Annotated in this window: 15 protein-coding genes; 7 read left to right on the plus strand and 8 right to left on the minus strand. The window is 61.4% G+C overall.

The features are described 5' to 3' along the window. Nucleotides 1–38 precede the first annotated feature (38 nt). Nucleotides 39–1,151, minus strand: a complete 1,113-nt coding sequence (dspII, locus tag QRN33_RS21215; protein WP_285409908.1) for an enoyl-CoA hydratase/isomerase DspII — start codon at nt 1,149–1,151, stop codon at nt 39–41. Between the two features lie 132 nt (nt 1,152–1,283). On the opposite strand from dspII, the gene ung reads away from it, so the two are divergent. Then, complete coding sequence (ung, locus tag QRN33_RS21220) at nt 1,284–1,976, plus strand: uracil-DNA glycosylase (RefSeq protein ID WP_042608147.1); 693 nt, start codon at nt 1,284–1,286, stop codon at nt 1,974–1,976. 90 nt (nt 1,977–2,066) lie between these two features. On the opposite strand, the gene QRN33_RS21225 is transcribed toward ung, so the two are convergent. From QRN33_RS21225 to QRN33_RS21240, 4 genes are read right to left on the minus strand one after another with little or no spacing between them, the layout of a single operon-like run. Further along, nucleotides 2,067–3,101 carry an AbrB family transcriptional regulator gene (locus QRN33_RS21225; protein ID WP_285409910.1) on the minus strand — a complete coding sequence of 345 codons (1,035 nt, stop codon included), beginning with the start codon at nt 3,099–3,101 and terminating at the stop codon, nt 2,067–2,069. Next, on the minus strand, nt 3,094–4,608 hold the full coding sequence (locus tag QRN33_RS21230; RefSeq protein ID WP_285409911.1) for a tripartite tricarboxylate transporter permease: 1,515 nt from the start codon (nt 4,606–4,608) through the stop codon (nt 3,094–3,096). The genes QRN33_RS21225 and QRN33_RS21230 overlap by 8 nt, the downstream gene beginning before the upstream one ends. 1 nt (nt 4,609) lies before the next feature. Then, a complete protein-coding gene (locus tag QRN33_RS21235) occupies nt 4,610–5,068 on the minus strand; it encodes a tripartite tricarboxylate transporter TctB family protein (protein ID WP_039760883.1) in 459 nt (152 codons plus the stop codon). Nucleotides 5,069–5,124: 56 nt separating this feature from the next. Further along, complete coding sequence (locus QRN33_RS21240; protein WP_285409915.1) at nt 5,125–6,102, minus strand: Bug family tripartite tricarboxylate transporter substrate binding protein; 978 nt, start codon at nt 6,100–6,102, stop codon at nt 5,125–5,127. Between the two features lie 448 nt (nt 6,103–6,550). On the opposite strand from QRN33_RS21240, the gene tctD reads away from it, so the two are divergent. Further along, the gene (gene tctD, locus QRN33_RS21245) at nt 6,551–7,222 is read left to right on the plus strand and encodes a two-component system response regulator TctD (RefSeq protein ID WP_034153139.1); all 672 of its coding nucleotides are present in this window, start codon (nt 6,551–6,553) and stop codon (nt 7,220–7,222) included. Further along, on the plus strand, nt 7,215–8,600 hold the full coding sequence (gene tctE / locus QRN33_RS21250; protein WP_042608143.1) for a two-component system sensor histidine kinase TctE: 1,386 nt from the start codon (nt 7,215–7,217) through the stop codon (nt 8,598–8,600). The genes tctD and tctE overlap by 8 nt, the downstream gene beginning before the upstream one ends. A gap of 91 nt (nt 8,601–8,691) precedes the next feature. Here tctE and QRN33_RS21255 read toward each other — a convergent pair whose 3' ends face one another. Both QRN33_RS21255 and ygfZ read right to left on the minus strand, forming a co-directional pair. After that, nucleotides 8,692–9,513, minus strand: a complete 822-nt coding sequence (locus QRN33_RS21255; RefSeq protein WP_042608142.1) for an HDOD domain-containing protein — start codon at nt 9,511–9,513, stop codon at nt 8,692–8,694. Nucleotides 9,514–9,547: 34 nt separating this feature from the next. Continuing rightward, entirely contained in the window at nt 9,548–10,489 is a 942-nt protein-coding gene (ygfZ, locus tag QRN33_RS21260) for a CAF17-like 4Fe-4S cluster assembly/insertion protein YgfZ (RefSeq protein ID WP_285409920.1), read from the minus strand. 150 nt (nt 10,490–10,639) lie between these two features. Here ygfZ and QRN33_RS21265 point away from each other — a divergent pair, with 150 nt between their 5' ends. After that, on the plus strand, nt 10,640–10,894 hold the full coding sequence (locus QRN33_RS21265) for an FAD assembly factor SdhE (protein ID WP_007911418.1): 255 nt from the start codon (nt 10,640–10,642) through the stop codon (nt 10,892–10,894). Further along, nucleotides 10,878–11,330 (plus strand): protein YgfX, encoded by a 453-nt coding sequence (locus QRN33_RS21270; protein WP_083353370.1) that lies wholly within the window; start codon nt 10,878–10,880, stop codon nt 11,328–11,330. The genes QRN33_RS21265 and QRN33_RS21270 overlap by 17 nt, the downstream gene beginning before the upstream one ends. Here the strand turns inward: QRN33_RS21270 and nadB are convergent. Continuing rightward, entirely contained in the window at nt 11,299–12,915 is a 1,617-nt protein-coding gene (nadB, locus tag QRN33_RS21275) for an L-aspartate oxidase (RefSeq protein WP_285409924.1), read from the minus strand. The genes QRN33_RS21270 and nadB overlap by 32 nt on opposite strands. Before the next feature lie 557 nt (nt 12,916–13,472). Here nadB and rpoE point away from each other — a divergent pair. Together rpoE and QRN33_RS21285 are read left to right on the plus strand one after the other, a co-directional pair. Beyond that, nucleotides 13,473–14,054, plus strand: a complete 582-nt coding sequence (gene rpoE / locus QRN33_RS21280) for an RNA polymerase sigma factor RpoE/AlgU (RefSeq protein WP_003172477.1) — start codon at nt 13,473–13,475, stop codon at nt 14,052–14,054. A 30-nt stretch (nt 14,055–14,084) separates the two neighbouring features. Further along, on the plus strand, nt 14,085–14,672 hold the full coding sequence (locus tag QRN33_RS21285; RefSeq protein ID WP_008077804.1) for a sigma-E factor negative regulatory protein: 588 nt from the start codon (nt 14,085–14,087) through the stop codon (nt 14,670–14,672). The last annotated feature ends 3 nt before the right edge of the window (nt 14,673–14,675 follow it).

Consider the following 14,675-nt stretch of genomic DNA (forward strand, 5'->3'; position numbering starts at 1 on the left):
GATGGAAAGCCAGTCGCCATCGCGAGCAACGCGTCAGCTCAATACCGGGTCAGATCCGCCAAGGGATGTCGCCCCTCCCAGACTTTATGGAAGTGCGCCTCGACCACCGCATCCGGCACGTTATTGATATCCGGCCAGTGCCAGTGCGGCTTCTGATCCTTGTCGATCAAACGTGCGCGCACGCCTTCGCTGAATTCCGGGTGCCGGCAGCAGTTGAGGCTCAGGGTGTATTCCATCTGGAATACTTCGGCCAGCGACATATGCCGCGCGCGAAGGATCTGTTGCCAGACCAGATGCGCGGTCAGCGGCGAGCCCTCGGCCATGGTTTTCGCCGCGCGGGCAATCAACGGATCGCTGCTGTCACGGTGCAGGCTGATGGCTTTCCACGCACAGGTGACGTCGCTGACGTCGAGCAATTCGTCGATCTGCTGGCGACGCGGCAGCCATTGCGCTTCGGGCATTTGCTCAAGAGCCTCCTGCTGCAGAGCCTTGAGCAGGCTGTTGAGCTGCATGGCGGTCTGTTCCTGCCAGTTCAATTGCAGCAGGCCTTCGATCAGTTGCGGTTGCTGTTCGTCGAGCAGGAAGCGGTCGGCCAGATCCAGATCCAGCGCATCGCGACCGTTGATGTGCGCGCCGGTCAGCCCGAGAAATAAGCCGAGCCTGCCCGGCAGCCGTGCGAGAAACCAGCTGGCGCCAACATCCGGATACAGGCCAATGCTGATTTCCGGCATCGCCAGACGGCTGCTCGGCGTGACGATCCGTGTGCTGGCGCCCTGCAACAGGCCCATGCCGCCGCCCAGCACGTAACCGTGGCCCCAGCAGATCAGCGGTTTGGGATAGGTGTGCAGGCTGTAATCCAGGCGGTATTCCGCGCTGAAAAACTGCGCGGCCAGTGGCGGCACTTCGCCGGGATGAGCACGGCAGGCTTCGACCAGGCTGCGCACCTCGCCGCCGGCGCAGAAGGCCTTGGCACCGTTGCCGCGCAGCAATACGCAGACGATTTGCGGATCATCGGCCCAGATTTTCAATTTGTCGCTGAGGGCGTTGATCATCGGCAGGGACAGCGCGTTCAGCGACTTTTCGGCATCCAGGCTGGCGATGCCGATGCGGGCGCCGTCGGTGCCGGTGCGTTCTTCGAAGTGCAGATTCATCGTGACCTCGATCGGAAATTTGAGCGATCAGTATGATCGCTGTGGGGGAAAGTGCCGGATCTGCGTCAGATCAATTGACAAGCGTGGCCGGCTTTCCTAGGGTTCGCCCCATTGTTTTTGCCGGAAATGACCATGACTGCTGACGACCGTATCAAACTCGAACCGAGCTGGAAGGAGGCACTGCGTGCTGAGTTCGACCAGCCTTACATGGCAGAGTTGCGCAGCTTTCTGCAGCAGGAGCGGGCGGCCGGCAAGGAGATCTACCCGCCTGGGCCGTTGATTTTCAATGCGCTGAACTCGACGCCGCTGGACAAGGTGAAAGTGGTGATCCTCGGTCAGGATCCCTATCACGGCCCGGGCCAGGCCCACGGTCTGTGCTTCTCGGTGCAACCGGGCGTGCCGGCGCCGCCATCATTGGTCAACATCTATAAAGAGCTGAAGCGCGACCTCAACATCGACATTCCCAACCACGGCTACCTGCAGAGCTGGGCCGATCAGGGCGTGCTGCTGCTCAACACCACCATGACCGTCGAACGCGCCAACGCCAATGCGCACAAGGACAAGGGCTGGCAACACTTCACCGACCGCATCATCGAGGTGGTCAGCGAACGGCAGCCGCATCTGGTGTTCATGCTCTGGGGCGCCCATGCGCAGAGCAAGCAGAAGCTGATCGACGCCACCAAGCACCTGGTGCTGACCTCGGTGCATCCATCACCTTTGTCGGCCTATCGAGGGTTTTTGGGCTGTGGGCATTTCAGCCGGACCAACAAGTTTCTCGAACAGAATGGCGAAACGCCGATCGACTGGCGCCTTCCACCAATCTAAAAGCATCGCGAGCAGGCTCACTCCTACTTTGCAATACATTCCCCTGTAGGAGTGAGCCTGCTCGCGATTGGGGCGACTCGGTCTTAAGACTCATGCGGCATTGCGATTCCAGTACCTGAACAACGGCTCCGCCAGAAACAGCACAAACAGCAGCCGCATCACCTGCATCGCCGTCACCAGTGGCACCGACAATTGCAGGGTCTCTGCCGTCAGGCTCATCTCGGCAATCCCCCCCGGCATCATGCCCAGGGTCAGCGAACGCAGATCCAGATGGGTCAGCGCACTCAAGCCCAACGCCGCCAGTGACGCGATCAACATGGTCAGCGCCGTGCCGATCAACGTCCGGCCCATGAACGACGGCGCGCGTCGGAAGAACTGCCGATTGAAGTGACAGCCCAAACCGCTGCCGATCAGCCATTGGCCGATCTGGCTGCCGCCGTTGGGCAAACCGATGTGCAAATCCCAGGTGATGCTCACCGCCGCGCTGACCAGCAACGGCCCGAACAGCCATGGATTGGGTTGGCCCAGACGCTGCCAGAGCCAGGCGAGCAGGGCACCCGCCGGAAACAGAATCGCCAACCAGCGCCAATCGACGCTGCCGGCATGAGAAATCGGCGTGCCGTCACCAAGCAGATACTTGAACGCCGCCGGCACGCACAACACCACCACCAGTACCCGCAGACTTTGCCCCGCCGCGACATGGCTGAGCAAAGCACCGTTGCGCGCGCCGAGGTTGACCATCTCTCCGGAACCGCCGGGCATGCTCGAGAAAAATGCGGTGGCGCGATCTTCGCCGGTGCGGCGCATCAGCCACACCCCGACCACCGCCGACAGGCTGGTGACCAGCGCACCGAAGAAGATCAGACCGAAATGACTGAGCACCTGCTCCATCACCAGCGGGGTGAAGTGCAGGCCGATACCGATGCCGACGATCCACTGGCCGCACTTGCGGCCGCCAGGGATTTCCGCCAGTTGCCACGGGGTCAGGCAGCGCACGAGGATGATCGCCAGCAATGAGCCGACCATCCACGGCAGTGGCCAGCCGATCTGACTGGCGACGAAACCGCCCAGCAGACCGACCAGCGGAGTGCCCCACCAGGCTTTCAGGGACGAGCGATCAGACATCGGCGGTAGCGCGACGAGCGACCGCGCGTTTGCGCCAGATGCGAATCAGCGGGAACAGCAGCATCAGCGCGGTCAGCACCCACACACCGAAAGTGATCGGGCTCGACCAGAGGATTTCCAGCGCACCGTTGGAAATCGACAGCGCGCGACGCAGGTTCTGCTCCATCAGACCGCCGAGGATGAAGCCCAGCAATACCGGCGACAACGGGAAGTCGAGCTTGCGCAGGATGTAACCGAAGATGCCGATGCCGACCATCAGGAACAGGTCGAAAGTGGTGGCGTGAACCGCGTAGACGCCGATCCCGGTGATGATCGCGATGACCGGCACCAGTGCCCAGTTCGGCACGGCGAGGATGCGCGTGAAAATGCGGATCATCGGGATGTTGAGGATCACCAGCATGATGTTGGCGATGAACAACGACGCGATCAGGCCCCAGACGATATCCGGTTGTTGCTGGAACAGCAGCGGGCCTGGGGTGATGTTGTACAGCGACAGCGCGCCGATCATCACCGCCGTGGTGCCCGAACCCGGTACGCCCAGTGTCAGCATCGGCACCAGCGCGCCGCAGGCCGAAGCACCGATCGCCGTTTCCGGTGCAGCCAGGCCACGGGCATCGCCCTGGCCGAACTTGCCGCTCGCACCGGCGATGCGTTTCTCGGTCATGTAGGCCACGGCGCTGGCCAATGTCGCGCCCGCACCCGGCAACACGCCCATGATGAAACCGAGCAGGCCGCAACGAATGTTCACCACGAACACCGAAGCCGCTTCCTTGAAGTTGAACATCATGCGCCCGGTCGCTTTTACCGCTTCCTGGCCGCGATGGGTTTTTTCCAGCAGCAAGAGGATTTCGCTGATCGAGAACAGACCCAGCACCAGCACCACGAATTGAATGCCGTCGGTCAGGTGAATGTTGTCGCCGGTAAAACGGTACACGCCGCTGTTCGCGTCGATGCCGACGCTGGACAGGAACAGGCCGATCAATGCCGCGATAAAGGTCTTCAATGGTCGATCACCGGCCATGCCGCCGAGACAGACGATCGCAAACACCATCAACACGAAATATTCCGCCGGTCCGAAAGCAATCGCCCACTTCGCCAGCAGCGGCGCAAACAACACCATCCCGCACGTGGCGATGAACGCGCCGATGAACGAACTCCACGCCGACAGCGACAATGCCACACCAGCCATGCCTTGGCGGGCCATCGGGTAGCCGTCGAGGGTGGTCATGACGGTGGATGCTTCGCCAGGAATGTTCAGCAGGATCGAGCTGATCCGGCCGCCGTATTCGCAGCCCAGATACACCGCCGCGAGCAGGATCAGCGCTGACTCCGGCGGCAAACCGAGCGCGAACGCGATCGGGATCAGCAGCGCCACGCCGTTAATCGGGCCGAGGCCCGGCAGCAGGCCGACGACGGTGCCGATCAAGGTGCCGGTCAGCGCCGTGACCAGGTTGTACGGGCTCAGCGCGACGCCGAAGCCTTGACCCAAATAACCGAGGGTATCCATATCAGTTCTCCAGCACGTCGAGCAGGCCAAGGGGCAGCGGGACTTCCATCACCCGATCGAACAACAGGTACAGACCAATGGCCATCAGCGTGGTGACGACGATGCTCGGCACCCAGCGCCCGCCGTACAGGCGCGCCATCGGAATGCCGATCACGATGCTGCTGAGGATGAAACCCAGCGGTTCGAACAGGCCGGCGAACACCAGCAACAGTGCGACGCAGATTGCAATCTTGGTCAGGGTTTCGCGGTCCAGCGGCGGCTCGTCTTCACTGTGTTTGATCGGCGCCGGGCGGAACACCATGTACAGCAGCGCCAGGCCCATCAGGCCAAGCATCAGCAGCGGGAAGGCGCGCGGGCCGACCGGTTCGTAGGAAAAAGCCGCCTGGTACGGCCACGCCATCAGTGCCAGACCGGCGCAAACCAGCAGCAACACCGAGGCGAAAATGCGTTGAATAAGCATGAGAACTCCTGTGCCGCGCCCCCGAAGCGGGGAGCGCGGCCACTAGACAGAGACGATCACTGGATCAGGCCGAACTCTTTGGCCAGCACTTTGTAGTCGGCGACCTGCTTCTTCACATAGGTGTCCAATTCCGCGCCAGTCATGGCGAACGGGAACAGTTCACGCTGATCGCGCAGGGTGGCGAACTCGTCGGAGGCCAGCAGTTTGTCGAACGCGTCTTTCCACCAGGCGTAGTCTTCGTCGCTGACTTTCGGCCCGAGGTAGAAGCCGCGCACCACCGGCCAGACGATGTCGTAGCCCTGCTCGCGGGCGGTCGGGATGTCTTTCATTTCCGGCTCGTCGAGACGCTTGTCGGCGAACACCGCGAGCAGGCGCATGTCACCGCTCTGGATGTGCGGCATGGAGTCGGAGATGTCGGTACTGCCGACCTGGATGTGACCGCCGAGCAGAGCAGTGGCGATTTCGCCGCCGCCTTCGAGTGCCACGTAACGCAGCTCACGGGGATTGATCCCGGCGGCCTTGGCGATCAATGCAGTTTGCATCCAGTCCTGGCTGCCGACGGTGCCGCCGGAGCCAATGACCACCGAGCCTGGATCTTTCTTCAAGGCCTGCACGAGATCGTCGAGGGTCTTGTAGGGCGAATCGCTTTTCACCGCGATGGCGCCATAGCTGGTGCCGACCGCCGCGAGCCAGCGCACGTTGGTTTCATCGAAGCGACCGAACTTGCCCTGAGCCAGGTTCAACAGCGAACCGCTCGACCAGGCTACCAGCGTGCCGGCATCCGCCGGACGTTGCGCAACCACTGCGTTGTACGCCACCGCACCGACACCGCCGGGCATGTAGGTCACGCGCATCGGCTTGCTCAGCAGCTTCTGGTTGACCAGCGCGCTCTGCACCAGTTTGCAGGTCAGGTCGAAACCACCGCCGGGGGAGGCGGGGGCGATGCATTCAGGCCGTTTCGGCTCGGCCAGCAGTTGCCCGGCAAACAGCATCGCGCCAGTGGCGAGCGCAATTTTACGCAGTGATAAGTTCATCTGAGTCTCCTTGGGAGTTGTTGTTATGGACGTGCAGAATTACCAAAGGGCAACGCTTTGCTCAGCAGCGGGCGCAGGTGTTCGTTGCGCGGACGCATTGACTGGAATATCGGAAGGAAAAACGGCGTAGCCCGTCACGGAAAAACCGGCGAGGGCGGGGTTGCAGCGAAGGGTGTCGGCCTGTGAGAAAGCCCGGGTGTGCATGTACGACATGCGGGGTACTCCGATTATTGTTCTTATTGGTCGAAAACGCTTCGTGGCGTTTTGCGTTGCGCTGTGTGGCAGCAGCGGCGACAGTCGAAACTGTCCGTGGGCCGACTCTAACCGGCTAACCTTTCAGCAACCTTTCAGTTGTCTTTCACGGTTTTCAGGCTTCACAGCGGCGGTTGCGGCTGTAAACTCCGCGGCAAAGCGCGGCGTCGGCCGACCCTGAACGAGGTAACAATCCATGCGTGTCCTGCTCGTCGAAGACCATCTGCAACTGGCCGAAAGCGTGGCTCAGGCGCTCAAGAGCACCGGTCTGACCGTGGATGTGTTGCACGATGGCGTGGCCGCCGACCTGGCGCTCGGCAGTGAGGAATACGCCGTGGCGATTCTCGACGTCGGCCTGCCGCGCATGGACGGTTTCGAGGTACTGGCCCGTCTGCGTGCCCGCGGCAAGAACCTGCCCGTCCTGATGCTGACGGCGCGCAGTGACGTTAAGGACCGCGTACATGGTCTCAATCTCGGTGCTGACGATTATCTGGCCAAGCCGTTTGAACTGACGGAACTGGAAGCGCGGGTCAAAGCCTTGCTGCGCCGCAGTGTCCTGGGCGGCGAGCGTCAGCAGCGCTGTGGTGTGCTGGCCTATGACCTCGACACCCGACGCTTCACCCTCGGCGAAGAATTGCTGACCCTGACGTCACGCGAGCAAGCCGTTCTCGAAGCGTTGATCGCGCGGCCGGGGCGAGTGATGAGCAAGGAACAGCTCGCCGCCCAGGTATTCGGCCTCGACGAAGAAGCCAGCCCCGACGCGATCGAAATCTACGTGCACCGCTTGCGCAAGAAGCTCGACGGCCAGCCCGTGGCCATCGTGACTTTCCGCGGCCTCGGCTACCTGCTGGAAAGCCGCGATGCATAAGCCCAGCAGCCTGCGCTGGCGGTTGCTGTGGAACCTCGGATGGTTGCTGGTGGTGCTGATGCTCGCCAGTGGCTTGAGCGCTTACTGGAATGGTCGCGAAGCCGCCGACACCGCGTATGACCGCACACTGCTGGCCTCGGCGCGGACCATTGCGGCGGGGTTGTCGCAGCGCGATGGCAGCCTCAGCGCCGACGTGCCTTACGTGGCATTGGACACCTTCGCCTACGACAGCGCCGGGCGCATCTATTACCAGGTCAACGACATCCACCAGAAGCTGATTTCCGGCTACGAGAATCTGCCCGGGCCACCGCCCGGCACGCCGCGCACGGATAGCTATCCGGCGCTCGCCCGCTTCTATAATGCCAAGTACAACGGCCAGAACGTACGCGTGGTCAGCCTGCTCAAAGCTGTGAGCGAGCCGAACATGAACGGCATGGCGGAAATCCGCGTGGCCGAAACCGACGAAGCGCGCGTCAGCATGGCGCGCAGTCTGGCGGCGGATACGTTGCTGCGTCTGGGCATGCTGGCCGTGGGTGCGTTGTTGCTGGTGTGGTTCGCAGTGAGCGCGGCGCTGCGCCCGCTGGAGCGCTTGCGCACCGCCGTCGAAGAGCGCCAGCCCGACGACTTGCGGCCACTGCCGCTGGTGGAAGTCCAGCATGAACTCGGGCCATTGGTTCGCGCGCTCAACCATTTCACCGAGCGCCTGCGCGGCCAGTTCGAGCGGCAAGCGCAGTTCATCGCCGATGCTGCCCACGAATTGCGTACGCCGTTGGCGGCGCTGAAAGCTCGGCTGGAATTGGGCCTGCGTTCAGACGAGCCGGAGACCTGGCGTACAACCCTCGAATCATCCGCACAAAGCACCGATCGCCTGACGCATCTGGCCAATCAGCTGCTGTCGCTGGCCCGCGTCGAAAACGGTGCGCGGGCGATCGCCGAGGGCGGCGCGCAACTGCTCGATCTGAGCCAATTGGCGCGCGAGCTGGGTATGGCCATGGCGCCTCTGGCGCACAAGCGCGGCGTAGCGCTGGCCTTGGAGGCGGATGAGCCGGTGTGGCTGCGTGGCGAACCGACCTTGCTCAACGAACTGCTGAGCAATCTGGTCGATAACGCACTGGCGCATACCCCGCAGGGTGGCAATGTGATCTTGCGGGTGACGGCACCGGCGGTGCTTGAGGTAGAAGACGACGGGCCAGGCATTCCGCAGGAAGAGCGCGATCGCGTGTTCGAGCGGTTTTACCGGCGTAATCAGCAGGTCGCCGGATCAGGCCTGGGCCTGGCGATTGTCGGCGAGATCTGCCGGGCGCATCTGGCGCAGATCACCTTGCATGACGGTGAGCAGGCGGGGTTGAAGGTGCGGGTGAGTTTTATCGCTGGGTGATCCTCTTTGCGAGCAGGCTCGCTCCCACATTGAAAATGCATTTTTCCTGTGGGAGCGAGCCTGCTCGCGAAAGCCGCGCCTCGGTCCCGGATCAGTAAAACATCGACCGCGACTCTTCCAGATCCGCGCAAAATTGCTTGTTCTCCGGATCAATCCCCAGCTTTCTGAACGCCGGAACACTCAGCGGATCAATCCGCGCGAAAGGATGGTCGGTACCCTTGCGGCAATACAGGTTCGCTACTTGCACCAAATCGACGTAATCGATTTTGGCCGAGTCGCGCTGAAAGTCCTCGTACAGCAATGGCAGTTGCACCAGCCGTTCGGGAAACTCCCAGACCCGCAGCAACTTCTCGCCCAGCAATGGATGAATCTGCTCGATCACATGAGTGAGGCTGACCGCATCCGAGAGCAACTCGTTGTGGTCTTCGGCGTAGGTCAAAATCGGCAACACACCAATCTGATGCACCAGGCCGCCGAGCGCCGCCTGATCCGGCTTGAGCTGAGTGTGACGACGACACAGCGCATAACTGACACCGGCGATCTCCAGGCTGCTGCGCCAGACTTCGCGCATCTTCTGTTCGACCACTTCGGAGCGGGCGTTGAAGATCTGCTCCATGACCAGACCGATCGCCAGGTTGCTGCTGTAGTTGATGCCCAGGCGGGTGATGGCGGTGTGCAGGTCAGTGACTTCCTGCGCGGCGCGTAGCAGCGGGCTGTTGACCACTTTGATCAGGCGCGCCGACAGCGCAGTGTCGCGGCCGATGACTTTGCTCAGATCGCTGACGCTGATTTCCGGATCCTCGGCGGCCTTGCGGATTTGCAGGGCCACTTCCGGCAACGTTGGCAGAACCAGGTCATCGTTATCGATGGCCGCAACCAAATCCTGTTGGACCTTTTCCGCCAGTTCGCTCATTTGGACTCTCTAGGGTGTCGCAACAATGCTGCGATCAGCGCTGGATTTCGCGGTCGCGATCCAGTTCGTAAGGCAGGTCGAGCAGATGCAGCGCGGGGCCTTCGAGGGCGCCCAGATGCAAGTCACCGGCTTCGGCAGCTTCGGCCTGCAACACGGCCAGGAGTTCAATGTTTCCCTCGGCATTGGCCGCCAGCACCACTTCGCCGATCGAGCTGTTGTGGCTTGGGGCAAACAACTGAGTGCCGGGCTCCGGCAGCTCAGCCGCGTCAAGGCGCAAGCGGTACAGGCGACGCTTGAGCTTGCCCAGGTACTGCATGCGCGCAACGATTTCCTGGCCGGTGTAGCAGCCTTTCTTGAAACTCACGCCGCCGACCGCCTGCAGATTGAGCATCTGCGGGATGAACAGCTCGCGGGTGCTTGGCATGACCTGACCGATACCGGCGCGGATCTGGCCGAGCAGCCATTGATTCAGATCGCCCTCGGGCAGCGTCGAGGACAATTGGCTCTGGATGTTTTGCGCCTGGACGGCGGGCACCCAGAGTTCGGCGCGCTCGGGCGAGACGCGAATCGCAATCAGGCTTTCGTGGCGCACGACGCTATCGGTTTCGGCCGGCAGTGCCAGACCGAGGCTGGTCAAGGCTGCGTCGCCATGCTCCAGGCCGAAGCGCACCCAGGCGGCGCTTTCATCGGTCAGTTTCGATTTGGAGAACACCGCGTACTTTTTCAGGTCGGCCAGTTGTGGCTCGAGCAGCTCGCTGGCCATCGCCATCACCACACCGTCACCTTCCAGCAGGATACGGAAGCTCGACTGCATCCGGCCTTTCTGCGTGCAGCGGGCGCCGAGGCTGGCGCGGGTGTCACTCAGGTAATTGATATTGCAGGTCAACTGGCCTTGCAGGAATTTTCCGGCGTCCGCACCGCGAACCGCGAGTACGCCTTCATGAGACAGGGTGCAGAAAAAAGCAGAATCGGCCATGGGTCATCGCAGGGTAAATAGACTGGGGCACATCATAAGGGGGCAGGGTTGAAATGGGTAGTTGATAAAGGATCAAGGGTGCCCGACCAAAGCCGACTGTGCGGCCCGCGCCGGGGCTGTATACTGCCCGGCAAATTCGAGGAGGGCTCCATGGTCGAACAAGTTGAACTGAATCGCCTCTTTTGGCACAGCCGTCGCGGGATGCTTGAGCTTGACGTGTTGCTGGTGCCGTTCGTGCAGGAGGTTTACGCAACGTTGAATCAGGTGGATCGCGATCTCTACGTGCGTTTGCTGACCTGTGAGGATCAGGACATGTTCGGCTGGTTCATGGAGCGCAGCGAGTCGGAAGACCCTGAGCTGCAACGCATGGTCCGGATGATCCTGGATCGTGTTCAGCCCAAGTAATACGTTCGAATGCCGCTGGCATGCCTCACGGCAGTTGCTGGCGGCGTATCTGTTGGCCCAGGCGTTCGCCGTGGGCTCGTTGTGTCTACTGTCGATTCCGCTGTGGGCCAGTCTGGCCGGTGTTTCCGGCTGTCTGTTGCATGGCTTTTGGGTGATGCCCCGGCAGATTCTGCTGAGTCATCCGAATGCATTTTGCGGATTGCGACGCGACGGCGATGGCTGGCAGGTCTGGAATCGGGCGTGCGGTTGGCAGGCCGCGCAGTTACGACCGGACAGCCTGGCGCTGCCGCTGATCGTGGTGCTGCGTTTTCGCTTGCGCGGGGAATGGCGGGTCAGATCGATCTGCGTGCCACGGGATTCGCAGGCGGCGGATCTGCACCGACGCCTGCGAGTGCGGCTCAAGTTCAGCCGGCGTAGGTGGGCGGCACCAGAATAGTGTCGAGCGCTTCCGGCAGCAGGTCCGGGTAGTCGAGGGTGTAATGCAGGCCGCGACTTTCCTTGCGTTCCATGGCCGAGCTGATCATCAACTCGGCCACCTGCGCCAGATTGCGCAGCTCGATCAGGTCACGGCTGACTTTATAGTTGCTGTAGAACTCGTCGATCTCGTCCAGTAGCAAGCGCACCCGATGCTGTGCCCGTTGCAGGCGCTTGTTGGTGCGCACGATGCCGACGTAGTCCCACATGAATCGACGCAATTCGTCCCAGTTGTGCGCGATGATCACGTCTTCGTCCGAGTCGGTGACTTGGCTGGCGTCCCAGACGGGCAGGGCGCTCGGCGCCGCGACATCATCCAGCTGCGCGAGAATGTCTGTCGCTGCCGAACGGGCATAGACGAAGCATTCCAGAAGCGAGTTGCTGGCCATGCGGTTGGCGCCGTGCAGACCGGTGAAGCTGGTTTCGCCGATGGCGTAGAGTCCGGGCACGTCGGTGCGACCGTGCTGATCAACCATCACACCGCCACAGGTGTAGTGCGCTGCGGGAACCACCGGGATCGGTTGACTGGTGATGTCGATGCCGAAGCCCAGGCAGCGCTCATAAACAGTCGGGAAGTGGCTTTTGACGAACGATTCGGGCTTGTGACTGATGTCGAGATAAACGCAGTCGATGCCCAGGCGCTTCATTTCATGGTCGATGGCCCGCGCGACGATGTCACGCGGCGCCAGCTCGGCGCGTTTGTCGAAGCGGTGCATGAAGCGCTCGCCGTTGGGCAGCTTCAAATGCGCACCTTCGCCACGCAGGGCTTCGGTGATCAGGAAGCTTTTGGCTTGCGGGTGATAGAGGCAGGTCGGGTGGAACTGGTTGAATTCCAGATTGGCCACCCGGCAGCCGGAGCGCCAGGCCATGGCGACGCCGTCACCGCAGGCGCCGTCCGGGTTGCTGGTATAAAGGTAGACTTTGGCGGCGCCGCCCGAGGCGAGGATCACGAAGCGTGCGCCGTAAGTATCGACTTCGCCGGTGGCGCGGTTCAGCACGTAGGCGCCGAGACACCGCTCGCCTTGCAGGCCCAGACGGCGCTCGGTGATCAGATCGACGGCGACACGCTGTTCCAGCAATTCGATGTTCGCGCGCTCTTTGGCCCGGGCCAACAAGGTCTTGAAGATCGCAGCGCCGGTGGCGTCGGCCGCGTGGATGATCCGCCGATGGCTGTGGCCGCCTTCGCGGGTCAGGTGAAATTCGAAACCGCCATCCTCGGTGCCGGACTTTTCGTCGCGGGTAAACGGCACGCCCTGGTCGATCAGCCATTGAATGGCTTCGCGGCTGTGCTCGACGGTGAAGCGCACGGCATCTTCGTGGCACAAACCGCCGCCGGCATTAAGGGTGTCGTCGACGTGGGATTCGACAGTGTCAGTGTCGTCGAGCACGGCGGCGACCCCACCTTGAGCCCAAAAGGTCGAGCCGTTGGCGAGATCGCCCTTGCTCAATACGGCAATGCGCAGATGACCGGGCAAGGTCAGCGCGAGACTCAAACCGGCAGCACCGCTGCCAATCACCAGAACATCGTGTTGGAACTGTTGGCTCATTTCAGGATTCCGCTCAAAGCGACCCGGATCGGGGTTGGCGCAAGACAGCTGGATCGGCGAGTCAAGACAGCCACACAGCCCACTAGTATATAGAGGGGTTGGACGGCACAATAGCCGGGCCCAGATGGCATTGTGAGACTACAGCGGGGTAAAAAGCGCTGTGCTTCGTCGGAAGTTTTTTTCCCAGTGTGTGGGAAAAGACACCTGTATCGGCGCTGAAACAGACTTTTCCGCCCACGGTTGCGCAATGTCAGGTGGGTCCGGCTATAAATAATTGGAACTTTTGCCAAAGGCCCAAGATCAATAGACGGTGCCAGAAACCAGGGACAGTGTCGGCTTCAGTGCGGAATCTGCGTTTGGATTCCTGCCGGCGAAACCGATAACAAGATTATTCGCGCAGCCGGTTTATCCCGCGCTGCGTTTTTCGTGCGTGCCAAATCAGAGCCCGCAGGAAACTTGCTTGGAGGGGGAGAACTTTTGCGAAAAGCCCGAGTCTATGTTTGCAAGTCTGGTCGTTTAGTAATGCAAGTCTCCTCCGGGCTTATCGAGGAGTGTTCATGCTAACCCAGGAAGAGGATCAGCAGCTGGTCGAACGCGTTCAGCGTGGCGACAAGCGAGCTTTCGATCTGCTGGTGCTGAAATATCAGCACAAAATTCTCGGGTTGATCGTGCGTTTTGTGCACGACACCCATGAAGCCCAGGACGTTGCTCAGGAAGCCTTTATCAAGGCGTATCGGGCACTTGGAAATTTCCGCGGTGACAGTGCGTTTTATACGTGGCTGTACCGTATTGCCATTAACACGGCGAAGAACTACCTGGTTTCCCGCGGCCGTCGGCCGCCGGATAGCGATGTAAGTTCGGAGGATGCAGAGTTCTACGATGGCGATCACGGCCTCAAGGATCTCGAATCACCAGAACGTGCGTTGCTGCGGGATGAGATCGAAGGCACTGTCCATCGGACCATCCAGCAACTGCCAGAGGATTTGCGTACGGCTTTAACTTTACGTGAATTCGATGGTCTGAGTTACGAGGACATTGCGAGCGTCATGCAGTGTCCGGTGGGTACCGTGCGCTCCCGGATTTTCCGCGCTCGGGAGGCCATCGACAAAGCCCTGCAACCGTTGTTGCAGGAAAACTGAGACAGCGGCGACAGCCAAGAGAGGAACGCCATGAGTCGTGAAGCCCTGCAGGAATCGCTGTCCGCAGTGATGGATAACGAAGCGGACGAACTGGAATTGCGTCGAGTGCTCAGCGCACTGGATGATGTTGATACCCGTGAGACCTGGGCTCGTTACCAGATCGCTCGGGCAGCCATGCACAAGGATCTGCTGCTTCCGCGTCTGGATATCGCTGCGGCAGTGTCTGCTGCGCTGGAAGACGAAACGGCTCCGGCCAAAGTTTCCCGCAGCCCATGGCGTAACCTGGGTCGCCTCGCTGTTGCCGCTTCGGTGACCGTGGCTGTTCTGGCCGGTGTTCGCCTGTACAACCAGGACGAAATCGCTGGCGTCGAATTGGCGCAGCAGTCGAACCAGCCAACTCTGGCCACTCCACAGGTCAAGGGTCCGGCAGTTCTGGCTGGTTACAGCGAAAGCTCGGAAGCGACTGGCCCGATGGCCAATGGCGTTCTGCAAGGTCAGCCAGGCTGGCATGATCAGCGTCTGCCAGGCTATCTGCGTCAGCACGCTCAGCAGGCTGCACTCAAGGGAACTGAAAGCGCGCTGCCATACGCACGTGCTGCAAGCCTGGAAAACCGTTAAGGA

It is taken from the genome of Pseudomonas sp. FR229a, assembly GCF_030209115.1.
GTDB lineage: Bacteria > Pseudomonadota > Gammaproteobacteria > Pseudomonadales > Pseudomonadaceae > Aquipseudomonas > Aquipseudomonas moraviensis_A.

What these genes read in the sequence shown, in the direction of transcription:
- dspII (WP_285409908.1), bottom strand. Translation starts at nt 1,151, where the DNA reads ATGAATCTGCACTTCGAAGAACGCACCGGCACCGACGGCGCCCGCATC.
- ung (WP_042608147.1), top strand. Translation starts at nt 1,284, where the DNA reads ATGACTGCTGACGACCGTATCAAACTCGAACCGAGCTGGAAGGAGGCA.
- QRN33_RS21225 (WP_285409910.1), bottom strand. Translation starts at nt 3,101, where the DNA reads ATGTCTGATCGCTCGTCCCTGAAAGCCTGGTGGGGCACTCCGCTGGTC.
- QRN33_RS21230 (WP_285409911.1), bottom strand. Translation starts at nt 4,608, where the DNA reads ATGGATACCCTCGGTTATTTGGGTCAAGGCTTCGGCGTCGCGCTGAGC.
- QRN33_RS21235 (WP_039760883.1), bottom strand. Translation starts at nt 5,068, where the DNA reads ATGCTTATTCAACGCATTTTCGCCTCGGTGTTGCTGCTGGTTTGCGCC.
- QRN33_RS21240 (WP_285409915.1), bottom strand. Translation starts at nt 6,102, where the DNA reads ATGAACTTATCACTGCGTAAAATTGCGCTCGCCACTGGCGCGATGCTG.
- tctD (WP_034153139.1), top strand. Translation starts at nt 6,551, where the DNA reads ATGCGTGTCCTGCTCGTCGAAGACCATCTGCAACTGGCCGAAAGCGTG.
- tctE (WP_042608143.1), top strand. Translation starts at nt 7,215, where the DNA reads ATGCATAAGCCCAGCAGCCTGCGCTGGCGGTTGCTGTGGAACCTCGGA.
- QRN33_RS21255 (WP_042608142.1), bottom strand. Translation starts at nt 9,513, where the DNA reads ATGAGCGAACTGGCGGAAAAGGTCCAACAGGATTTGGTTGCGGCCATC.
- ygfZ (WP_285409920.1), bottom strand. Translation starts at nt 10,489, where the DNA reads ATGGCCGATTCTGCTTTTTTCTGCACCCTGTCTCATGAAGGCGTACTC.
- QRN33_RS21265 (WP_007911418.1), top strand. Translation starts at nt 10,640, where the DNA reads ATGGTCGAACAAGTTGAACTGAATCGCCTCTTTTGGCACAGCCGTCGC.
- nadB (WP_285409924.1), bottom strand. Translation starts at nt 12,915, where the DNA reads ATGAGCCAACAGTTCCAACACGATGTTCTGGTGATTGGCAGCGGTGCT.
- rpoE (WP_003172477.1), top strand. Translation starts at nt 13,473, where the DNA reads ATGCTAACCCAGGAAGAGGATCAGCAGCTGGTCGAACGCGTTCAGCGT.
- QRN33_RS21285 (WP_008077804.1), top strand. Translation starts at nt 14,085, where the DNA reads ATGAGTCGTGAAGCCCTGCAGGAATCGCTGTCCGCAGTGATGGATAAC.